The organism is Amycolatopsis sp. NPDC000009 (assembly GCF_055563465.1).
Genome location: NZ_JBVHDI010000017.1, coordinates 103,806 through 124,195 on the forward strand (window position 1 = coordinate 103,806; position 20,390 = coordinate 124,195).

19 protein-coding genes are annotated in these 20,390 nt (G+C 69.4%); 8 read left to right on the forward strand and 11 right to left on the reverse strand.

Features of this window, described 5'->3' with window-relative positions:
* Positions 1-84 precede the first annotated feature (84 nt).
* The 7 genes from ACZ3HL_RS33435 to ACZ3HL_RS33465 form a co-directional block, all read right to left on the reverse strand.
* Positions 85-1,308: a cytochrome P450 family protein gene (locus ACZ3HL_RS33435; protein WP_465535329.1), complete on the reverse strand. Its 1,224-nt coding sequence runs from the start codon at positions 1,306-1,308 to the stop codon at positions 85-87.
* 212 nt (positions 1,309-1,520) lie between these two features.
* Positions 1,521-2,474, reverse strand: coding sequence for a PDR/VanB family oxidoreductase (locus ACZ3HL_RS33440; RefSeq protein WP_465535330.1), 954 nt, complete (start codon positions 2,472-2,474; stop codon positions 1,521-1,523).
* Between the two features lie 15 nt (positions 2,475-2,489).
* Positions 2,490-3,239, reverse strand: coding sequence for an SDR family NAD(P)-dependent oxidoreductase (locus ACZ3HL_RS33445; RefSeq protein WP_465535331.1), 750 nt, complete (start codon positions 3,237-3,239; stop codon positions 2,490-2,492).
* Positions 3,236-3,730: an aromatic-ring-hydroxylating dioxygenase subunit beta gene (locus tag ACZ3HL_RS33450; protein ID WP_465535332.1), complete on the reverse strand. Its 495-nt coding sequence runs from the start codon at positions 3,728-3,730 to the stop codon at positions 3,236-3,238. Before ACZ3HL_RS33450 ends, ACZ3HL_RS33445 begins: the two co-directional genes overlap by 4 nt.
* Positions 3,723-5,021 (reverse strand): aromatic ring-hydroxylating oxygenase subunit alpha, encoded by a 1,299-nt coding sequence (locus tag ACZ3HL_RS33455; RefSeq protein WP_465535333.1) that lies wholly within the window; start codon positions 5,019-5,021, stop codon positions 3,723-3,725. Before ACZ3HL_RS33455 ends, ACZ3HL_RS33450 begins: the two co-directional genes overlap by 8 nt.
* A gap of 5 nt (positions 5,022-5,026) precedes the next feature.
* On the reverse strand, positions 5,027-5,398 hold the full coding sequence (locus tag ACZ3HL_RS33460) for a hypothetical protein (protein WP_465411493.1): 372 nt from the start codon (positions 5,396-5,398) through the stop codon (positions 5,027-5,029).
* Positions 5,399-5,435: 37 nt separating this feature from the next.
* Positions 5,436-6,575 carry an acyl-CoA dehydrogenase family protein gene (locus ACZ3HL_RS33465; RefSeq protein WP_465535334.1) on the reverse strand — a complete coding sequence of 380 codons (1,140 nt, stop codon included), beginning with the start codon at positions 6,573-6,575 and terminating at the stop codon, positions 5,436-5,438.
* Positions 6,576-6,734: 159 nt separating this feature from the next.
* Here ACZ3HL_RS33465 and ACZ3HL_RS33470 point away from each other — a divergent pair, with 159 nt between their 5' ends.
* The 5 genes from ACZ3HL_RS33470 to ACZ3HL_RS33490 all read left to right on the forward strand — a co-directional run bounded on the left by ACZ3HL_RS33470 (position 6,735) and on the right by ACZ3HL_RS33490 (position 10,931).
* On the forward strand, positions 6,735-8,222 hold the full coding sequence (locus ACZ3HL_RS33470; RefSeq protein ID WP_465535335.1) for a PAS domain-containing sensor histidine kinase: 1,488 nt from the start codon (positions 6,735-6,737) through the stop codon (positions 8,220-8,222).
* 70 nt (positions 8,223-8,292) lie between these two features.
* Positions 8,293-8,793, forward strand: a complete 501-nt coding sequence (locus ACZ3HL_RS33475) for a flavin reductase (protein WP_465411488.1) — start codon at positions 8,293-8,295, stop codon at positions 8,791-8,793.
* Positions 8,790-9,050: a hypothetical protein gene (locus ACZ3HL_RS33480; RefSeq protein ID WP_465411487.1), complete on the forward strand. Its 261-nt coding sequence runs from the start codon at positions 8,790-8,792 to the stop codon at positions 9,048-9,050. The genes ACZ3HL_RS33475 and ACZ3HL_RS33480 overlap by 4 nt, the downstream gene beginning before the upstream one ends.
* A complete protein-coding gene (locus ACZ3HL_RS33485; protein ID WP_465535336.1) occupies positions 9,047-10,279 on the forward strand; it encodes an amidase in 1,233 nt (410 codons plus the stop codon). Before ACZ3HL_RS33480 ends, ACZ3HL_RS33485 begins: the two co-directional genes overlap by 4 nt.
* A 10-nt stretch (positions 10,280-10,289) precedes the next feature.
* Positions 10,290-10,931 (forward strand): response regulator transcription factor, encoded by a 642-nt coding sequence (locus tag ACZ3HL_RS33490; RefSeq protein WP_465535337.1) that lies wholly within the window; start codon positions 10,290-10,292, stop codon positions 10,929-10,931.
* 320 nt (positions 10,932-11,251) lie between these two features.
* Here ACZ3HL_RS33490 and ACZ3HL_RS33495 read toward each other — a convergent pair whose 3' ends face one another.
* Both ACZ3HL_RS33495 and ACZ3HL_RS33500 read right to left on the reverse strand, forming a co-directional pair.
* Positions 11,252-11,821: a nuclear transport factor 2 family protein gene (locus ACZ3HL_RS33495; RefSeq protein ID WP_465535338.1), complete on the reverse strand. Its 570-nt coding sequence runs from the start codon at positions 11,819-11,821 to the stop codon at positions 11,252-11,254.
* Positions 11,818-13,140, reverse strand: coding sequence for an MFS transporter (locus tag ACZ3HL_RS33500; RefSeq protein WP_465535339.1), 1,323 nt, complete (start codon positions 13,138-13,140; stop codon positions 11,818-11,820). The genes ACZ3HL_RS33495 and ACZ3HL_RS33500 overlap by 4 nt, the downstream gene beginning before the upstream one ends.
* A gap of 160 nt (positions 13,141-13,300) precedes the next feature.
* Here ACZ3HL_RS33500 and ACZ3HL_RS33505 point away from each other — a divergent pair, with 160 nt between their 5' ends.
* The 3 genes from ACZ3HL_RS33505 to ACZ3HL_RS33515 all read left to right on the forward strand — a co-directional run bounded on the left by ACZ3HL_RS33505 (position 13,301) and on the right by ACZ3HL_RS33515 (position 18,150).
* Complete coding sequence (locus ACZ3HL_RS33505; protein WP_465535340.1) at positions 13,301-14,719, forward strand: amidase; 1,419 nt, start codon at positions 13,301-13,303, stop codon at positions 14,717-14,719.
* A 115-nt stretch (positions 14,720-14,834) separates the two neighbouring features.
* The gene (locus ACZ3HL_RS33510) at positions 14,835-15,575 is read left to right on the forward strand and encodes an ABC transporter ATP-binding protein (RefSeq protein WP_465535389.1); all 741 of its coding nucleotides are present in this window, start codon (positions 14,835-14,837) and stop codon (positions 15,573-15,575) included.
* 4 nt (positions 15,576-15,579) lie between these two features.
* On the forward strand, positions 15,580-18,150 hold the full coding sequence (locus ACZ3HL_RS33515) for an FtsX-like permease family protein (RefSeq protein WP_465535341.1): 2,571 nt from the start codon (positions 15,580-15,582) through the stop codon (positions 18,148-18,150).
* Positions 18,151-18,169: 19 nt separating this feature from the next.
* Here ACZ3HL_RS33515 and ACZ3HL_RS33520 read toward each other — a convergent pair whose 3' ends face one another.
* Positions 18,170-19,519, reverse strand: a complete 1,350-nt coding sequence (locus ACZ3HL_RS33520) for a DUF2252 domain-containing protein (protein ID WP_465411478.1) — start codon at positions 19,517-19,519, stop codon at positions 18,170-18,172.
* Positions 19,520-19,570: 51 nt separating this feature from the next.
* Positions 19,571-20,338 (reverse strand): DUF1206 domain-containing protein, encoded by a 768-nt coding sequence (locus tag ACZ3HL_RS33525; protein ID WP_465411477.1) that lies wholly within the window; start codon positions 20,336-20,338, stop codon positions 19,571-19,573.
* Positions 20,339-20,390 lie beyond the last annotated feature (52 nt).

Consider the following 20,390-nt stretch of genomic DNA (forward strand, 5'->3'; position numbering starts at 1 on the left):
AAGGTTGCGAAAGTGGCTTTCGCAACGCCGCTGGACGGGTCGCCCCCTGGCGTGAGGTCTCGCGACGCGAGCACCAGGACTGAGCTACAAGGCGGCCACCCGGCGGTTCAGCATGACCGGCAGGCCGCGATGTCCGTTGGAGATGAACGAGTCGAGGTGCCGCATCGCGTCGGGAGGGGTCGCGAGAGTCAGGTCCGGGAATCGTGCGAACAAGGCCGGAAGGGCGATCGCGGCCTCCAACCGCGCCAGCGGTGCGCCGATGCAGTAATGCGCGCCGTAGCCGAACGAGACGTGCGCTTTGTCGGTGCGGGTGACGTCGAAAGCGCCGGCGTCGTGCCCGTGCACCGCCGGGTCTCGTCCCGCGGCGGCGTAGCCGGCCAGGATCGCGTCACCCTGCCGGATGACCACGTCGGCGACGGCGATGTCCTCGACGGCGTAACGCAAAGGCAGGTTGGCCACGGGCGCCTGCCAGCGCAACGTTTCCTCGATCGCGTCGGCCCACGAGACCCGGTCGTCGCGGATCATGGCGAGCTGGGCGGGATGGGTCAGCAGGGCGGTGATGGCCTGGTCGAGCAGGTTCACGGTGGTCTCGTGACCCGCCGAGATGAACAGGATGAGCGTGTCGATCAGTTCGGTTTCGTCCAGCCGGGCGCCGTCGTCCTGCGCGGCGATGAGGGCGGTGGTGAGGTCCTCGCCGGGATTCTTCCGCTTCTCGGCGACGAGTTCGGTGAAGATCGAGTGGATGTCCTGGTACGCCGCCAGCATCGCGTCCTGGCTCGCCGAGGTCCGGAAGAAGACGTCGACGGAGTGCCGCAGGTTGCCGCGCGCGGAATCCGGTACGCCGAACAGGTGGCAGATCACTTCGATGGGCACCGGATAGGCGAAATTCTCCCGCAGGTCAACGGGTTCGCCCTCGGGCAAGGCTTCGAGGCCGGTCAGCAGGTCATCGACGATCCGCGTGATCCACGGTTCCAGGGTGGCGATCCGCCGTGCCGTGAAAGCCTGCGTAACGAGCGAGCGCAGCCTTTGGTGGTCGGCGCCGTAAGCGGTGAACATGTTCCGCACCGAGACCCACACCAGCAACGGCCAGTCCGCGCTGACGTCGGCCAGCGCCGGCCAGTGCCGGCGCGCGTCCTTGGACACGCGCGGGTCGCTGAGCAGGTCGCGCAGGAGTTCGTAACCCGTGACCGACCAGGCCACCACACCGCCCGGTAACTCCACCCGGGTGATCGGGCCGTGCTCGCGCAATCGCTCGTTCTCGGCGTGGATGTCGTTGCCGTGCGGGTCCAGCACGAGGGGACGCGTCACCGGGGATCACCCTTTCTCGGCGGAGCGGACCGAATTCAGCGTGCCAGCGGAGCGGTCGCCCGGCTATTCGCCATTCGGTGGCTACGCGGGCTACCGAGCGTGTCCGTGGGGACGACCGGTCCGCGCCGCGCTCACCGAGGAGGACTTGAGCCGACCAGCCTTCGGGTGTCCACTTGGGACAATCAGGGGTGATTGGGCGGTGGAGGGTTCGCTCAGTACAGCTCGATGACGAGTCTGTCGGTGAGCGCGCGTGAGACGCAGAGCGCCATCTGGCTTTCCCGATCGGCGGCGGTCAGGCAGTTGTCCCGGTGATCGGGGGTGCCCTCCAGAACGCCGGACACGCACGAGCCGCAAATGCCTTCCTCACAGGACTTGAAGACCTCGATGCCGTTGTCCTCGAGGACCGACAGGATGGATTTCCCAGCGGGTACCTCGAATTCCTCACCGGTGTCGAGTTCGACGGTGAGCGGCCGGTCGGCCGACGTGTCCACCTCGGCGGCTTCGAAATGCTCGACGTGCACGTGGTCCGCGCCGACCACCGGGCCGAGCACGTCGCCGACCCGCCGCATGAAACCGTCGGGGCCACAGGTGTAGACGTGGGTCGACGGCGTCAGGTCTTCGGCGATCGCCCGGAGGACGGCGGGCTGGTCGGCACGGGGGACGCCGAAATGCGGGCGGATCCGGTCGGCGAACTCCACGCGTTCTTCCAGCAGTTCCACGAACGCCGCGGTTTCCCGCGAGCGCGCGAAATAGTGGAGTTCGAATTCGCTGCCCCACGTGTAGAGCTCGTAGGCCATCGACAGCAGCGGAGTGATACCGATCCCGCCGGCGACGAGGACGTGCCGGTCCGCGTCTTCGGCGACGGTCAGCAGATTGCGCGGCTCGCTGATCTTGAGGTGATCGCCCACCGAAACCTGATGCATCGCCACGGATCCGCCCCGCGAATCCGGTTCCCGTTTGACCGCGATCAGGATCGACCGCGGGTCGTCTGGGGCGCCGCACAGCGAATACTGCCGCAGCACCCCCGTCGGACCGACCACGTCGACGTGCGCCCCCGCCCGGTAGCGGACGCGCAGTGGCTCGTCGTCCTGCCGGACCAGCCGCAGGGTTCGGATTTCCGACGTCTCTTCGGTGATTTCGACGACGCGGAAGAGGACGTTCGTCATCCAGGTGCCTCCAGGTCAGCGCATGAACAGGCCGCCGTTGGCGTCCCAGCAGGCGCCGGTGACGGAGGCGGCTTCGGGGGAGGCGAGCAACGCCACCATTTCGGCGATGAACGTCATACTGCCCAGGCGCCCCACCGGGATCCCGGCCGTCAGCCGGTCGAGGTTCTCCTCGCCGACGAGCCGGTGGACCATGGGGCTGTCCTGCGGGCCGGGGGAGACCGCGTTCACGGTGACGCCCCTGGCGGCGAGCTCGCGGGCGAACACCTTGGTCGCCGTCAGGATCGCGCCCTTGGATGACGCGTAGTGGCCGCCGGTCGTGGTGCCGCCGTTCTGCCCCGCCAGGGAGGCCAGGTTGACGATCCGGCCGTACCCGGCCTCGGCCATATGCGCGCCGAACAGCTGACAGGCGTGGAAGGTGCCGTTGAAGTTCACCGCCATCACCTCGTCGAGCTCCTGCGGCGTGATCTCCAGCAACGGCCGTGCCTGCGTGCGGGCGGCGTTGTTGACCAGCACCTGGACACCGCCGAAGTCACCGAGCACCGACGCGAGCAGCTGGTCGATGTCGGGACGGCTGGCGACGTCGACGCGGTAGCTCTGGGCGTGTGCCCCGCTCCGGTCGAGTTCGGTCGCGAGCCGTTTCGCGGCCGCTTCGTCGAGGTCGGCGACCGCCACCCGATGGCCACCGCTGTGCAGGCGCCGGGCGATCTGCTCGCCCAGCCCGGTCGCCCCGCCGGTGACCACGGCGACCGGCGCGGTGCCGCTCACAGCAGGAATCCCGCGGCGGGAACGGCTTCGTCGGCGTTGACCAGCCGGACGACCTTGCGGGCGAAGCGGTCCTCGTCGCCGCCGGCGCCGAGGCGGACGACGTAATCGACGTCCGCGGCCCAGAGGTCGTGGCGGCCCCGTTTGTACGCCACGATGATCTGGGCGGCCTTGAGCGTGACCGACCGGTCGTCGACGTCGGCGGGGATGAAACGCGACACGGTCCGCACGGTGATCGCCGAGTCGACCGCGGCGAGTGCGTAGCCCTCGGTCATCCGCCGCACGCGCAGCCCGCGCATCCGGGCGTCGTCGTGGACCATGTTGAGGACGTCGTCGAAGTCTTCGGCGTCGCGGTCGATCGGGATGATGTACATCCCGTCGTCGGCGTAAAGTCGTTGCCAGGCCTCGTATTCCTTGGCGTCCAGCAGCGCGGCCTCGCGCCAGGCCAGCTCGATCGCGCGGACCACCCGCGGATCGGTGAGGGTCTCAGTCATCGCTCATCATCCGCTTCCATTGCGCGTACGCCGCCCGCATTCCGGTCTCGTCGGTGACGTGGCTGGTCGGCCAGCCCTCGGCGGAGGGCTTCTCGCGACCCAGACCGCGGTTGACCATGATCGGCAGCTCGGGTGCGCCCTGGGCACCGCGCTGCACCCGGTCCCAGCCCTCGGAGTCGTCCGGAGTGCCGAACCCGAACGGACCTTGGAAATGCTCGTGGGCGCGCAGCCGCTCCCGGTTGACGGGCGCGACGATCTCGGCCGGGCCGTCGCTGCCGAGGGCGACGTGTTCGATGACGGTCTCGTCGACACTGATCGGCCGCAGCACCCGGAAGAACGAGATCGACATCGACACGTTCGGGAACAGGTTGAGGTTGAACCCCGTGCCGTGCACGGCACGGACGAGCCTCCGGATCTCGGCTTCGGCCGCTCCGGCGGCTTCGAGCTGGGCGACCAGGCCGTCGAACCGCGGCTGGAGCGGCTCGCTGCCGTCGTCGGCGTCGAGATCGGAGTGTTCGGGAACCATCTGCATCACCGAGTGGCCGTTGCCGAGGTCGTGGGTGAGCGCGGTCGGATCGGTCATGAACGACATCATCTCGGCGGTTTCGGCGTCGACCGAGGCCATCCACGAGCGGTGCACGATGGGGAAGTGGTACCCGTCGGTGGTGTTCTCCAGCTGGATCTTCCAGTTGCCGCGGTAGGTGAACCGATGGGTGCCGAGCACCTTCACCGGATAGCCGCCACCCTGCGCCATGAAGCGGTCGATCCACGGTTTGACGTCGCCGAGGAAGTCGGCCAACGGTTCGGCGTCGGCGTTCAGGGTCGCGAAGATCATCCCGCCGTACGACTCGGTGCGCAGGGTCTTCAAGCCGAGATCGGCCTTGTCCATGACGCCCTCGTACCCGTCGGGGTACGGGATGCCACGCAGCTTGCCGTCGAGGCCGTAGGACCAGGCGTGGTACGGACAGGTGAACCCGTTGGCGTGGCCCGTTTTCTTTTCGCAGAGCGACGCACCCCGATGGCGGCAGCGGTTCACGAGCGTGCGGATCTCGCCCTTGCGGTCCTTGGTCACGATGACCGGATGCCGTCCGACGTGGGTCGATTTGAAGCTGCCGGACTTGGGCAGCTCCGATTCGTGCGCGACCCAGATCCAGGCGCGCTCGAAGATCTTCGTCATCTCCTGGTCGAAGATCGCCGGGTCGGTGTACATCCGGCCGGCGACGCGGTCGCCCAGGACGAGGTCCGCGGGCGGCAGGTCGTGCACGGTGGCGGCGGTGAATTCTGTCGTCATCGCGATCAGCCCCGGTATTCGCGCGGAGTGAGGGCGCGGCCGATGCGCGCTTCGATCTTGGCGTACTTCCACAGCTTCCACGGGCTGTCACCGACCGGGGTGGAGCGCAGGAAGTCACACGCCTGCTTGACGGTTTCCTGCGTGTCGACGTCGCAGAGCAGGTAGCACGTCCACGGCCAGCCGTCGGACGGGCCGACCATATGCGAGTCGTCGTCGATGTCGCCGATGAAGTCCACGCCGGGCAGGCCCTTGATGCCGTCCATCAGCGCGACGAAGGCGGTCCAGACGTCGCCGGCGGCGACGCCGCCTTCGGGAAGGTCGAAGAAGTTCTGGTTGATACCGATGCAGAACAGCACGCGCAGCGGGGTAGCGCTCATGGTGGTGGTCCAACTCCTCGTCAGCGGTCGGTGGTGGTCACTGGAAGCCGGGAACGGTGGGCGGATGCCCCATCAGCACGGCACCCGCGGCGTCGTACATGGCCGGCCCCAGGAAGGCGTGCTGCTGCGGGACGAGGGCGTCGCCGAGCAGCCACTGCAGCGGGTGGTCGTTGGCGATGGCGCCGGTACCGGACAGGCCGATGACCCTGTTGACGGTCTCCGCGGCGGTCTTCGCGAGATGGGTCGAGGCGAGGCGGAGATGCGCGTTCTGCTCCGGCGTCGCGGGGTCACCGTCCAGCACGGTCTGCCAAGCCTCCTGGGTGACCTCGTAGAAGTACGCCCGCGCCGACCGCATCGTCGCTTCGGCCTCGGCGAGCCCTGTCCGGTAGTAGGCGCGGTCGGCGAGTTTCGGCGCGCCCGTGACACCCGAACGGCCGCTGCCGACCTCGGTCGCGAAGTCGAGCGCCGCACGGGCGACCCCCGCGCCGACGACCGCCAGCACCTGGGAGGCGTAGGCGAGGGTGGGGTAGCGGTACAGCGGCTCGTCGATGGTGGGTTCACCACCGCGGATGAACGTCCACTCGCGCGGGACCTCGACCTTGTCGACGACCAGGTCGAAGGAACCGGTGCCCTTCATCCCGACGACGTCCCACTCCTGGATGATCTTGACCTGTTCGGGCCGCAGCAGCGCGGTGCGCGGCTTTCCGGCGGTCGTGTCGTCACCGGGGATCCCGACGCCCAGGATGTCGGCGCCCATACAACCGCTCGCGAACTTCCAGCGGCCGTCGACAAGGAAGCCGGAGGCGGTGGGTTCGGCCCGCTGCACGGGGAAGAGACCGCCGGCGAAGCACACGTCCGGACCGTCGGCGTACAACTCGGCCTGCGTCTCGACGGGCAGCGCCGCGAGATAGACCAGCGCGGAACCGAAGCTGGCCACCCAGCCGGTGGATCCGTCGACGACGGAGATCCGCTCGACGATCCGGAGGAAGTCGGCAGGGGGAAGGGGCTCGCCGCCGAACCGTTCGGGCGTCGCGGAGCGGTAGACGCCCGCTTCCTTGAGCCGGGTGACGAAGTCGCGGGGCACGTGGCGCTGGTCGCGGAACTCCTGACGGCGCTCGAGGAGTTCGGCCAGGACATCCTCGAGCGTCGTGGCCGGGCTCTCCTGGATCTGGGCCATCTGGCGCTCCTCGCGTCGTAGGGAAGATGTCTCCGACGCTAGGGATCGCCGCCGGGCGTGGCCATTGGTCATTGCCTGCCGACGGCCGGGGATTCCCACGCAGGGAGGTAGGGGAAATCCTTACCGGAGGGCCCGGCGGCGAACTCCTATGCTGAGGCCGTGCAGGTCGATCCGATTGCGCCGGAGCTGGCCACCAGCGACTTCGTGGCGATGATGAACGCCTCGAAGGTGTGCGTGCTCGTCCACGACGCGGCGACCAAGAACATCCTGTGGGCCAATCCCGCCGCGTGCGAGATGCTCGAATTCAGCCTTTCGGAGCTGCGCCCGCTCAAGGCCAACCACATGAGCAGTTCCGCGCAGCAGTACGACCGGGTCATCGGCCGAGCCTGGCTGCAGGCCGCGGTGGAACACGGGTCGAGCCGGATCGTGTGGCACTACCGGAGCAAATCCGGCCGCGTGATCCCCACCGACGCGGTGGCCATCCGGGTCGAGCTGGAGCGGGGACCCGCGGTGATGGTCCAGTTCCGCGACATCCAGCGCGCGGAGGAGGTCGAACGCGAGCTGAAGCTGACGACGTCGTACGTCGACGCGCTGGCCCGGCACACCTCGACCGTGGCGTTCATGCTCGACGCCGCCGGAGCCGTGCGGTTCGCCACGGACAGCGCGCTGACCTTCCTCGGCCTGACCGGCGACGACGATCGGCTGGCCGGGGAGCCGCTGACCGCGTACGCGCGGCTGCATCTGGGCGGCAGGCCGGTGCGCTGGACCGAGGTGGTGGCCGGCGCGGATCCGGTTGGGCCGGTGCAGCTGGAGTTGCCGGGGGAGAACGCGACCTGGCTGGAAGGGAGCCTGGAGCGGCTGTCGGAGTCCGAGGTCGACGCCTATCTGATGATCCTGCACGACGTCTCCGAGCGGGTGCGTGGCGAAGCGCGGCGAGAGCTGGAACTACGGCACGAGAACTATCTGGCGCGCTACAACGCCATGGGCGACATGGCGATGGCGATCGCGCACGAACTCGGCCAGCCGCTGGCCGCCGCCGCGAACTTCATCGCGGGCATCCGCGCGCGGGCCGCCACGATCGCGACCGGCGGTGACGTGCGTGAGCAGATGGGATACGGCCTGGACAGCGTCGCCCGCCAGATCGACCGGGCGAAGGAGATCGTCGGTTCGCTGCGGTCCTTCGTCGGGCATCTGGAGCAGGTCGAGCAGATGGTCGACCTCAACGAGATCGTCCGGGAATGCCTGTACTTCATCGAGCTGAGCGCCGCGCCGCACGCCGTGGAGGTCCGCGTCCGGCTCGATCCGGCGCCGGTGCTGGTGCGGTGCGAACGCGTCCTCACCGGTCAGGTGGTGATGAACCTGTGCCTCAACGCGATCGACGAGACCGCGGAATGCGAACCCGTGCAACGGCGGATCACGGTGGGCACCCGCGCCAAGGAGGGCGTCGGCGTCCTCACCGTGGACGATCACGGGCGCGGCGTCGCCAGGGATCCCTTCGCCGAGTCGTTCACCAGCAAACCCGGCGGCAGCGGTATCGGGCTGGCGCTGAGCCACCGCATCATCACGCGGCAGCACGGAAGCATCTGGGCCGAGCGGCGCGACGGCGGTGGTTCCCGGTTCGGGTTCGCGCTGCCGCTGGCCACGTAAGGGAAATCCTCAGGCGGCGCGGTGGAACTCGGGATATCGCCGGTTTCGGCCACGGCTCTAGCGTCGAGGTATGCCCGATGAGCTGACCACGACCCAGCGACGGTTTCGCGCGGCGATGGCGAACCTTTCGACGGCTGTCAACATCGTCACCACCGACGGCGTCAGCGGCCGCGCCGGCATCACGGTGAGCGCGGTCTGCTCGGTCACCGACTCGCCGCCGACCCTGCTGGTCTGCGTCAACCAGTCGAGTTACACGCACGACATCTTCCGCACGAACGGGCGGATGGCCATCAACGTCCTGGCGTCCCAGCACAAGGACCTCGCCCTGCAGTTCGCCGGTGCGACGGACGTGCCGATGCTCGACCGGTTCCGGTTCGACGTCTGGGATCACGACCGGTTCCGCATCCCCGTCGTCCGCGACGCGGCCGCCGTCCTGATCGGAGGGGTCGGCGCCGAGTTCACGCAAGGCACGCACACCGTGCTCTTCGTCGAGGTCGAGGAGGTTTTCGTCAACGAGGACGCCGGGGGTCTCGCCTACTTCCGCCGCGAATTCCACCGGATCGCGCCATGACCGAGCGCACCACGTTGATGTGTTACAACGACAACCACGGGTACGGCTGGCGTCATGTGGACCTGTTCGTGCACGACGCCGAGGGCCGCGAACTGGAGTGGGTCCACTGGCAGGTCGCGGCCGACGGTCCCGACGCCGCCGACGAGGTGACCGCGCGGGTCGAGCCCCTGCTGAGGCGTACCTCGGAGTGGCGGCACGGGGTGAGCGCCGGCGGCGTGGACTTTTGGGAAGCGGACGCCGCTTGGGAGGAGCGATGAGACTCGCGCGCCCGTGGTCGCTGCGGGAACTCGTCCGGGATCTGCGAGAGGGGCGGACCACCCCGGAGGCGGCTTCGAAGCGGGCATCGGCCCGGATTGCCGAGACGGAAGCGGAGCTGCACGCCTGGGTCGACCGGACGGACTTCCTGCCGGGCGCGGGTGTGCCGCTCGGGGTCAAGGACATCATCGATCTGGCGGGCGTGCCGACCCGCTGCGGTTCGGCGCTGCGCGCGGAAACCGCTCCGGCGACCTCGGACGCGGCGATCGTGACCGCGTGGCGCGCGGCCGGCGCCGTGCCGCTCGGGAAAACGGTCACCACCGAGTTCGCGTTCTTCGCCCCCGGCCCGACCCGCAATCCCGCGGCTCCCGGTCATACCCCGGGCGGCTCGTCGAGTGGATCGGCCGCCGCCGTCGCGTCCGGGCAGGTTCCGCTGGCGCTGGGCTCGCAGACCGCGGGATCGGTCACCAGACCGGCGTCGTACTGCGGGGTCGCGTCGCTGGTCATGAGCCATGGCCGGTATCCGGTCACCGGGGTGACGGGACTGAGCCCCAGCTTGGACAGTCACGGTGTCTTCGCGGCCACTGTCTCCGACCTCGCGACGGCCTGGTCGGCGCTGACCGCCGATCCCGATCCGGAACCTCGGCCGCCGCGGATCCTGGTGTGGGCCGCCGACGCGCTCGACGTCGTCGAAGCGCCGATGCAGAACGCCGTGACACAAGCGGCGAAGCGGCTGCGGGAGGCGGGGGCGACCGTCTCGGCTTTCCTCGACGAACGGTTGATGGTCGACCTCACCGCCGCCCATCCTGTGGTGATGGCCTACGAAGCGGCCCGCGAAAGGGCCGCCGAGCTCGCCGTGGCCGAGCGGTTGAGCGTTCCGTTGGCGCAGCTGCTCCGCACCGGTGCCGCGACCTCGTCCGACGAGTACGAAAGTGCCCGCGCCACCATCGCCGACGGCGCTGTCCGGCTCGCCGAGGTGCTCGGCTCCTACGACGTCGTACTCGGCCCGGCCGCGCCCGGCGCGGCGCCGCGAGGACTGGACGCGACCGGGAATCCCTTGCTGAGCCGGGGCTGGCAGGCGCTCGGCCTGCCCGTGGTCGCGCTGCCCGGGTTCACCGACACGGCGGGTCTGCCGCTCGGGCTTCAGCTCGTCGGCCGTCACGGCGGGGATGCCGAACTGCTCGGACACGCCTGCTGGGTGGAGCGGGTGCTCGCCGGGGATTCATGGTAAGGAGCTCTCCATGGTCACCACCGATTCCGCGCCCGGCGGCGAGACGTCGCCGGTGGTCTACATCGTCGACGACGACGAGGCCATCCGCCAATCCCTGGTGTTCCTGCTGGAGAGCGTCGGCATCCAGGCGCTCGTCTATCCGGACGGGCCGACGTTCCTGGAGGAGTTCGACCCCGACGAGCCGAGCGTGCTGATCATCGACGTCCGGATGCCGGGGCTCAGCGGATTGCAGCTGCAGGAGAAACTCGTCGCGCGGGAATTCCCGGCCCCGGTGATCTTCTGCTCCGCGCACGGTGACATCCCGATGTCGGTGCGGGCGCTCCGGCTGGGCGCCGTGGACTTCCTCGAAAAGCCGTACGAGCCGCAGCGGATGCTGGAGGTCGTGCAGGCACAGCTGGTGGTCGCGGCGGAACGGTTCTCGGCGGCGGCTTGCCGCAAAGCCGTCGCCGAACGGATCGCGACCCTGACCCCGCGGGAGCGGGAGGTGCTCCGGCTGGTGATCGACGGTCTGCCCAGCCAGCTGATCGCGCGCCGACTGGGCACCAGTGTGAAGACCGTCGATGTGCACCGGGCGCGGATCAAGGCCAAAACCGGGTCGGACAGCCTCGGCACCCTGGTGCGGGACGTCCTTCAGCACCAAGTCACCGTCTAGGCGCGATTCGGCCTCGTGAGTGGTACGGACGGTTGGAACCGTGCTTACCGCTCACAAGCCTGCCAAGCGACGTCCCGTGACGGACTGGACGACACGCGTGATCAGGCGGACGACACGCGTGACTGGATGGACGACACGGCCGCGCCCGGAGCTCAGCCGAGAGTCGTCCGTCCAGTCACGCGTGTCGTCCATCCCAACACGCGCGTCGTCCGTCCAGTCACGCACACCTGCTGCGACTGCCGGCGCCCATGGGGCAAACGTGACGATTGTCGAGTCCGTGAAGGCCTCCTTGAGGGACCCAGAGTCCCTCAAGGAGGCCTTCACGGACCGGGCACCGTGCCTGGCGCCATCAGCACCGACGACGCCGGGAAGTCCGACGCGAAACCCCCGGGCAGCGGAGCGATGAAGACGTTCTCGGTCCGCGTGCGGGTGATGAGCCAGCGGCCGTCCTGGCGCCGGAACGCGTTGTTGAGCCTGCTGGATCGCAGCAGGCCGGTGCCGTCGGCGTACAGCCACGGCTGGACGTGGATCCATTGCCCCTCGGCCCGGTCGCCGTCGACGTGGATCTGTTCCGACGTCAGGTAATGCGCGTTGAGGACCAGCGCCGGCTCCCGCTTCTCACCCCAGAACCGTTCGAAATGCGCCCGGATCCGGTCCTTGCCCGCCGCGCGGCCGAACTGCCCGTCGTAGTACTCGCCGACGCCCTCCCACACGGCGTCCTCCGTGTACAGCTCGAGGATCAGCTCGATGCGGTGGTCGTCGCCGGTGACGCCGTACTCGGGGCATGGGGTGTCGCAGAGGAACATGTAGCGGGCCTGGATCCGGCGGATCTCGGCCTCGGCCTCCAGCACTTCGACGCGGTAACGCAGTTCGGCGAGTTCGTCCTTCATCGGCGGGTCCTCACTGGTGCGGTTTCGGGAAGGGCCAGCAGGCAGACGACGGTCAGCGCCATCCCGCCGGCGAGGTAGTAGCCGACCGACGTCGATGAGCCGGTCCATTCGATGAGCCGGTTCGCCATCGACGGCGCGAGGCCACCGCCGAGCACCGCGCCGAGCTGGTAGGCCAGCCCGGCGCCGGACTGCCGTTGTTCGGGCGTGAACAGCTCCGTCAGGTAGGTGATCAGCGGGCCGAACAGGAACCCGGTGAGGGCGAAACCGACGGCGATGGCGAGCGCCCATGCGGTCAGCGTGCCGGTCCGCGCGATCGGGAACAGCAGGAACATGTAGGCCAGTACCGCGACGGCCGACGCGAGCATCACGGGTTTGCGCCCCAGTTTGTCGGAGAGCCGGGCGCCGAGCACCACCGTGACCGCGTGGAGCGCGAGGCCGGGCAAGGTGCCCCACAGCACGTCCTGGATGTCCAGGCCGAGGCCCTTCGGTGCCGGGCCGGCGGCGTAGGAGAGCATGAACCCGGCCAGGACGAACATGACGCCGTTGAGTCCGGTGTTCGCGCCCGCGGCGAGCAGCAGTTTGCCCCAGTTGTCCCGGATGACGTTCCAGATCGGCAGTTTGACGATCTTCTCGTCCAGTTTGCTGGCCGCGAGCTCGTGGAACACGGGCGATTCCTCGAGGGCACGCCGCGCCCAGACACCGATGGCCAGGACGACCGCGCCCGCGATGAACGGAATCCGCCAGCCCCAGCTGGTGATCACCCCCGGCGGCAAGTAGAAGATCAGCACGAAGGCCAGGTTCGCCAGCAGCGCACCCACCGGCGACCCCAGGGCGACGAACGCGCCGAACGCCGCGCGCCGTGACGGTGGCGCGTGTTCCACGGCGAGCACCGACGCGCCACCCAGTTCCCCGCCGCGGGAGAACCCGTGCACCAGGCGCAACAGGACGAGCAGCAGCGGCGCGGCCACACCCATCGTGGCGTAGCCGGGCAGCAGTCCCATCAGGACGGTGGCCGCGCCCATGAGGTAGAAGGTGATGAGCATGGCGCGGCGGCGGCCGTAACGGTCGCCGACCCAGCCCATCACGATCGCGCCCAGCGGCGCGACGACGTAGCCGATCGTGTAGGTCGCCAGGCTCATGAACGAGGCGAACCAGGGATCGGTGTCGCCGGAGAAGAACACCTTCGGGAAGACCAGCGCGGAGGCGACCGTGTAGATCGAGAAGTCGAAGAACTCCAGTGAGGTTCCGGCGCCCGCGCCGATCGCGAGCCTGCGGGTCTGGGCGGAGGTGGTCTTGGATGGAGCGGTGGATGCTGTCATGCGCGCTCTTCCTTGAACGGTGACGGACGGTCGACGTTGCACCCCTCCCGGCAACGTTCGTCCCAAGGTAGGAAGGTCCAGGTACGGCGCCAAGTGGAGGAACCTGTTCCCCGGCTGAAGGTTTTCCCTACCCCGCCCCCGACATCGAGGAGGTCCGCGCGTGAGCGCGATCAACGATCTGCCCGCCACCATCCAGGCCAGGATGCTCGCCTCCGGCGAGTTGTCGGCGCGGGAGCTGCTCGACGCCACCCTCGACCGCGTGGCGGAGCTGAATCCGGTGCTGAACGCCGTCGTCAGCATCGACGAGGACAGGGCACGGGCCGCCGCCGCGGCGGCCGACGAAGCGCAGGCGGCTGGGCGGCCGCTCGGGCCCCTGCACGGGCTCCCGCTCGCCGTGAAGGATCTCCACGCGACAGCCGGGATGCGCACCACCTTCGGCTCGCCCGCGTTTGAGGACAACGTGCCCGACGCGGACGAGCTCGTCGTCGCCCGGATGCGGGCGGCCGGAGCGATCGTCTTCGGCAAGACGAACGTTCCCGAGTTCGGCGCGGGTTCGCACACCTTCAACCCGGTCTTCGGCCTGACCCGCAACCCCTACGCGCCGGACCGCTCCGCGGGCGGTTCGAGCGGAGGCGCCGCCGCCGCGCTCGCGGCGGGGCTGACGTCGCTGGCCGACGGAAGCGACATGGGTGGATCGCTGCGGAATCCGGCCTCGTTCTGCAATGTCGTCGGCCACCGGCCGAGCCCGGGCCGAGTCCCCGCGTGGCCGGCGAAAGACGCCTGGTTCACCCTCGGCGTCCAAGGTCCGATGGGGCGCACAGTCGCCGACGCGGCCCTGCTGCTGTCCGTCCAGGCCGGACCGGACGAGCGCGCGCCGCTGTCGTTGCCCGAATCCGGCGCCGTGTTCGCCGACGGATTGCCGATCCGGCTGGACGGCCTCCGGATCGCCGTCTCACCCGATCTGGATGGCCGGGTGCCCGTCGACGCCGAGGTCGCGGCGATCGTGGAGGCCCAGGTGGACGTGCTGCGCGGCCTCGGTGCCGATGTCGTCACCGGCTGTCCCGACCTGACCGGGGCCGAGGAGGTCTTCCAGACCTTCCGCGCCCTGTACTACGCGCAGGGAGTCGGTGACCTCGTCGACGGCGCGCCGGACAAGGTGAAGCAGGCCATCCACTGGAATGTCGCGAAAGGACGCGCGCTCACCGGCACCGACGTCGCGACGGCCATCCGGCTGCGCACCGAACTCTTCCACCGTGTCCGCGCCTATTTCACCACTGTGGACGCCGTCGTTCTTCCCGCCAGCCAGGCACTTCCGTTCGACGCGGAACTGGAATACCCGAAGACGGTGGGCGGGTCCGAAGTGGAGGATTACCTGCACTGGATGCGGGCGGCCTACCTGATCTCCGCCACGGAATGCCCGGCGACCGCCGTCCCGGCGGGCTTCACCGGCGACGGACTGCCGGTCGGGGTCCAGGTGGTCACGGCACGTCACGCCGACCTGCGCGCGCTCGGAATCGCGCACGCGCTGGAGAAGGCGAACGGGTACACCGCTCGCAGGCCGTCGATATCGTCGACGTGACCTGCGTCATGGTGGTGCCAGCGCTACCACGAGTCTTCCCTCACGCGGGATCGATCCGAGCCCTCTCCGGCCGTAGGTTTCATCGAGAGAGATCACCACCGGTTAAGGGGAAATGATGAATTCAGGGGGCACACGCGCCTTGACGCTGGAGTCCGTGAGCAAGGTCTACGGATCCGGCGACGGCGCGGTCACGGCCTTGAACGGGGTGACCGTCGAGGTGCGCAAGGGCTCGTTCACCGCGGTGATGGGACCGTCGGGATCGGGCAAGAGCACCTTCCTGCACTGCGCCGCAGGGCTGGACAAGCCGAGCTCCGGCCGGGTGCTGCTGGGGGACACGGAACTGAACAGGCTGCGCGAGAAAGCGCTCACCGAGCTGCGGCGGACCCGGATCGGGTTCATCTTCCAGGCCTACAACCTGTTGCCGTCGTTGAACGTGCTGCAGAACATCACGCTGCCGATGCGGCTGGCCGGGAAGAAGCCCGATCCGCAGTGGCTGCGCGAGATCGTCGAGGGAGTCGGGATCGCGAAGCGGCTCGAACACCGCCCGTCGGAGCTCTCCGGCGGTCAGCAGCAGCGGGTCGCGATCGCCCGCGCGCTGATCACCCGGCCCGAGGTCGTCCTCGCCGACGAACCGACCGGTGCACTGGACACGCGCACCGCGCGCCAGGTCCTCGACCTGCTTCGCTCCATTGTGGACGGTATGGGGCAGACCGTGCTGATGGTCACCCACGATCCGGTCGCGGCTTCGGCCGCGCACGGCGTGCTGTTCCTCGCCGACGGCAAGCTGGCGGGCCACCTCCCGGAGCCGACTCCGGAACGGGTCGCCGAGCGCATGACCCACCTCGGGGAGTGGTGACGTCATGTGGGATTTGGCTTGGCAGACGACGAAGACCCGCTTGAGCGGTTTCGTCGGCGCGTTCGTCGCGATCCTCTGCGGGACGGCGCTGGTCGCCGGTTGCGGCATCCTGATGGAATCCGGTCTGCGCGCGGGTGTCCCGACACAGCGGTACGCGGACGCGGCGGTCGTCGTCGGCGGTCAGCAGACGGTCGACCCGCCGGGCGCCGGTCCGCTCGAGACCCAGCAGGTCGCCGAGCAGGCTTCGGTGCCGGTGAGCCTCGCCGGGGTGATCTCCGCGGTGCCGGGGGTCCGCGGCGTGGTGGCGGAGCAGAGCTTCCCGGCGCACGTGGTGACAGCCGACGGCCAGGTGCTGAACGGGCCAGAAGGCGGCCAGTCCTTGGGGCACAACTGGGACGCCGCGGCGCTGGCGCCGTTCTCGCTGCGTGACGGACGTGCGCCCGCGGGTGCCGACGAGGTCGTCCTGGACGCGGCTCTGGCGGCGCGGAGCGGGGTGTCGGCCGGTCAGCGGGTGAAGATCGCCGTCCGCTCGGCTCCGGTGGAGTTCCGGGTCTCCGGTATCGCCGCTCCGAAGTCGGGCGACGGCCTCGCCCGGCAATCCGCGGTGTTCTTCTCGCCGGAGAAGGCCGCCGAACTCGCCGGGACACCCGGCCAGGCGCACGCGATCGGTGTGCTGGCGGACCCGGGGGTCACGCCGGGGGACCTCGCCGACCGGATCCGTGACGCGGTCGGCACCGACAAGGTGACGGTGACGACCGGCGTCGAGCGCAGCACGGTCGAGTTCCTCGACGTCAGCCAGACGCGGATGCTGCTGATGGCGCTCGCGGGCTCGTTCGGCGGTTTCGCGCTCCTCATCGCGGTGTTCGTCGTGGCCAGCACGCTGGCGCTGGTCATCAACCAGCGGCGCCGGGAGTTCGCGTTGCTGCGGGCGATCGCGGCGACCCCCCAGCAGATCCGCAAGCTCATCGGCGCCGAGACGATGATCGTGGCGGTGGGAGCCGGGGTACTGGGCAGCGGCCTCGGCGTGGCCGTGGGATACGGGCTGAGGAACGCGTTCGGCGCCATCGGCGTGATCCCGCCGGACTTCGAACTGGCGATCAGCCCGATCCCGCTCGTCGCCGCGCTGCTGCTCGGCCTCGGTACGGCGCGTCTGGCCGCCTGGTCGGCGTCGCGGCGCCCGTCGTCGATCCGCCCGGTGGAGGCGCTCGGCGAGGCCGCCGTGGAGCGGCGTGAACTCGGGCGCGTGCGCGTCATCATCGGCTGTGCGCTGGTGGTGGCCGGCCTCGGCGGATCGATGGTCCCGATCTTTCTCAGCGGTGACGCGGGACTCGCGGCTTCGGGAAGTTCGTCGCTGATCATCGTGATCGGGCTGGCCGTGGTCGGCCCGAAGGTGGTCGCCGTCATGACACGGCTGATCGCTCCGGTGCTCAACCGGACGTCGCGGATCAGCGGTTACCTCGCCGCGGCGAACAGCCAGGCCAACACGCGCCGCCTCGCCGCCGCGGTGACGCCGGTGATGCTGGCGGTCTCGTTCGCGCTGACGATGTTCTACAGCCAGACCTCCGCGGCCGCCGCACGCCAGGAAGAGACCGTCGAGTCGACGACCGCGGACCACGTGCTCGCCAGTGGCACGGGCGGGCTCTCGCCGGAGGTCGCCGAGGCGGCGCGGCGGATCCCCGGCGTCGCCGCCGCGACCCCGGTCGTCCGCACCGAGGTGATCAACACGGTGCAGGAACAGGACAGCATGCGCGTCGAGCGGTACGCGGCGCAAGGACTGGACGGCTCGCAGATCCGCGGGAACCTCGAACTGGGCGTCGTGTCGGGCAAGATCACCGACCTGACCGGGAACACCGTCGCGATGAGCGAATCGGAGGCCGGCTGGTACGAGAAGAAGGTCGGCGACGAGGTCGAGTTCTACTTCGGAGACGGTGCCCCGGCCAAACTGCGGCTGGTCGCCACCTACACCCGTGACCAGGCCTTCGGCCGCTACGTGCTGCCCGCGGACCTCGCCAGGGCACACACCGGCGATCGGATGGACGACGCGGTGCTGGTGCGACAACAGCCCGACGCGGACGCCGCGACCGTGACCGCCGCGCTGAACGATCTCGCGACCCGCTACCCGGGACTGGCCGTGACACCGGGATCGTCCGTGGCCGCTCCCGCGGGCGGGCAGCAGCAGGCCCAGTTCTACGTGAACCTGGTCGCGGTCGGCGTGATCCTCGGCTACGTCGTCATCTCGGTGGCGAACACGCTGGTGATGAGCACGGCGCAGCGCTCCCGGGAGTTCGCGCTCCTGCGCCTGATCGGCACGTCGAAACGCCAGGTCGTGCGGATGATGCGGTTCGAAGCGCTGACGACCGTCGGTGTCGCGGCGTTGCTGGGGACCGTGGTGGCGGGGGTTCCGCTGGTACTGCTGAACCTCGGCCTGCGCGGCACGCCGCTCCCGTCCGGCACGATCACCGTCTTCGGCGGCGTCGTCGCCGGGGCGATCCTGCTGGGCGTCCTGTCGCTCGGCCTCGCCACCCGCGTGGCCTTGCGGTCGAAGCCGATCGAGGCGATCGGTCTCCGCGAGTAGCGCGTTCCCCGTCGTCCGGTCAGCCCTCGGCGGCAGGCCGGACGGCGGGGATCTTCCCGCCGCGGAAGGCATCGACGAACAACCGGTGGTCGTTTCGTGACTGCTCGGCGTAGGCCATCCCGAACTCGGTCAGCGTGCGGACGAACTCCTCCTCGCGGTCGCCGATCACCTCGGCGATGGCCGCTTCGCTCTGGAAATCGACGAGCGTCTGCTCGGAGTCCGAATCGGACACGCAGTGCATCTTCGCGGTGGCGCGGCCGAGGTAGTCGAGGACCGGACCCATCTCCGACGGTTCGGTCAGATCCGACCAGTCCAGGTCGTCGACGTAGGGCGACAGCTCCGATACGACGAACCCCGTCCCGTCGATCTCCGTATGTCCCAGCCAGGGATCCGCGTGCGCCTGCAACGCGCGCTGCGAGACGGCGGTGCGGTGCCCCTCGTTGGTGAAGTAGCCGCGGATGCTCTCCTCGGACACGATCCGGCTCGGCGCCGCGACGTTGCCTTGTTTCATCGACAGGACGACGTCGTTCTCGAGTGCCTGGGTGCGGCCTTCGACGAGGATGTTGTACGCGGGCAGCCCGGCCGAGCCGATGCCGAACCCGGTCCGGCCGACGATGTCCTTGACCCGGTAGGTGATGCTGCCGAACCGCTTGTTCTCCGGGATCGTGTCCAAATAGGACTCGAAGGCCCTGGTCGCGATCTCGTGCTCGGCCTCGTCGAGGACCCGGACGCCGGGCCCGTGCCGGAACCTGCGGTCGTAATCCTCCACAGTGGTCAGCTCGTCGAGCAGATCGATCCGCGTCTTCAGCCGGGCCCTGAGCAGGACGTCGTGCAGCGCACCCTCGGTGCTGTCCAGCTGGAGGCGGACGAGCTCGTCGCCGGGACGCTCGGCGTACTCGCGGACCTGTTTGACGTAGGCGCGCAGATAGGTGCCGATCAGCTTCTCGATGTCGGCGTCGGAGATCGCCTTGCTCCACGCCAGCAGCGCGACACTGGCGGCGAGACGTTTGAGGTCCCAGGTGAAGCAGCCGAGGTACGCCTCGTCGAAGTCGTTGACGTCGAACACCAGCGTCCCGGACGAATCCATGTAGCTGCCGAAGTTCTCGGCGTGCAGGTCGCCCTGGATCCACACGCGACTGGTCTCGGCGTTCGCCCACGGGTCCTCCTCGTGGGCCATGTCCGCGTAGAACAGGCACGCCGAACCCCGGTAGAAGGCGAACGGGGCGGCGGCCATCTTGCGGAACTTGCGGCGGAACGCGTCGGCGTTCGCGCGCATGAGGTCCTCGAAGGCCTCCACCAGCACTTCGACGATCCGCGCTTGACGGTCGTCTTCGCCGCGCTCGCGGATCGAGTCGATCACACCTGCCATCACGACCTCCAGACGTCGTTCACGGTGCCACAGGTCGGGTCGGCGGGCAGATCAGATCTTGCGGAAACGCGCGTCCAGCAGCGCGAAGGCGCCGAACGCGGCGATCCCGGCCGCGAGCGCGAGGAGCATCGGACGGCCGTACGGCTGGGCGGAGAGAGTCTTCAACGCGGCGTCGAGGCCGCTCGCCTTGGCCGGGTCGAAGGTGACCGCGGCGACGACCGTCAGCACGCCGATGGTGCCGTACGCGGCGGAGAGTGCGATCCAGCCGATCTGCCCGAGCCGGATCGTCGTGGTCCGGGTATGGCCGGAGACGCCGCCGAAGTCGAGCTCCCGCACGAAGGTCTTCCGGACTCCGCGCTGGGCGAGGAACACGGCCACCGCGACGACGGCGATCCCGGCGGCGGTGACCAGAACCGGTCCGTACGACTCCGCGAGGATCCCGGCGACGAGAGAACCTTGCCCGTCGTCGGCGCCCGCGAGGGCGATCTTCACCGCGCTGTAGGACACGAGGCCGTACAGCACGACCTCGATCCCGCTGACGATCCTGCGCACGGTCCGCCGCCGTGCCTTGACGTGCCGGTGCCCGGTGATCGCCTCGCTGAGCTGCCACAACGCCAGGACGGCGAGACCGGCCGCGATCAGCCACAGCAGCCACGCACCGCCCTCGGCGACCACCATCTGCAATGCGCCCGCCTTGTCCGCCTTCGCCCTGTCGCCGAGGGCGACCTGCGCCGCGAGCCAGGCGACGAGCAGGTGCACGACCGCGTAACAGACGAGCCCGCCACGGGCGATCAGGCCGAATGTCTTGCTGTCGCGCATCGGGCGATCCTCGTCGAGTGGTCGCCCCTTCCACCAGGGCCGGTAGGAGCAA

Excerpts from the sequence above, each read along its gene's own strand:
- ACZ3HL_RS33440 (WP_465535330.1), bottom strand. The coding sequence starts at position 2,474 with ATGACGAACGTCCTCTTCCGCGTCGTCGAAATCACCGAAGAGACGTCG.
- ACZ3HL_RS33450 (WP_465535332.1), bottom strand. The coding sequence starts at position 3,730 with ATGACTGAGACCCTCACCGATCCGCGGGTGGTCCGCGCGATCGAGCTG.
- ACZ3HL_RS33455 (WP_465535333.1), bottom strand. The coding sequence starts at position 5,021 with ATGACGACAGAATTCACCGCCGCCACCGTGCACGACCTGCCGCCCGCG.
- ACZ3HL_RS33460 (WP_465411493.1), bottom strand. The coding sequence starts at position 5,398 with ATGAGCGCTACCCCGCTGCGCGTGCTGTTCTGCATCGGTATCAACCAG.
- ACZ3HL_RS33465 (WP_465535334.1), bottom strand. The coding sequence starts at position 6,575 with ATGGCCCAGATCCAGGAGAGCCCGGCCACGACGCTCGAGGATGTCCTG.
- ACZ3HL_RS33475 (WP_465411488.1), top strand. The coding sequence starts at position 8,293 with ATGCCCGATGAGCTGACCACGACCCAGCGACGGTTTCGCGCGGCGATG.
- ACZ3HL_RS33480 (WP_465411487.1), top strand. The coding sequence starts at position 8,790 with ATGACCGAGCGCACCACGTTGATGTGTTACAACGACAACCACGGGTAC.
- ACZ3HL_RS33485 (WP_465535336.1), top strand. The coding sequence starts at position 9,047 with ATGAGACTCGCGCGCCCGTGGTCGCTGCGGGAACTCGTCCGGGATCTG.
- ACZ3HL_RS33490 (WP_465535337.1), top strand. The coding sequence starts at position 10,290 with ATGGTCACCACCGATTCCGCGCCCGGCGGCGAGACGTCGCCGGTGGTC.
- ACZ3HL_RS33495 (WP_465535338.1), bottom strand. The coding sequence starts at position 11,821 with ATGAAGGACGAACTCGCCGAACTGCGTTACCGCGTCGAAGTGCTGGAG.
- ACZ3HL_RS33500 (WP_465535339.1), bottom strand. The coding sequence starts at position 13,140 with ATGACAGCATCCACCGCTCCATCCAAGACCACCTCCGCCCAGACCCGC.
- ACZ3HL_RS33510 (WP_465535389.1), top strand. The coding sequence starts at position 14,835 with ATGAATTCAGGGGGCACACGCGCCTTGACGCTGGAGTCCGTGAGCAAG.
- ACZ3HL_RS33515 (WP_465535341.1), top strand. The coding sequence starts at position 15,580 with ATGTGGGATTTGGCTTGGCAGACGACGAAGACCCGCTTGAGCGGTTTC.
- ACZ3HL_RS33520 (WP_465411478.1), bottom strand. The coding sequence starts at position 19,519 with ATGGCAGGTGTGATCGACTCGATCCGCGAGCGCGGCGAAGACGACCGT.
- ACZ3HL_RS33525 (WP_465411477.1), bottom strand. The coding sequence starts at position 20,338 with ATGCGCGACAGCAAGACATTCGGCCTGATCGCCCGTGGCGGGCTCGTC.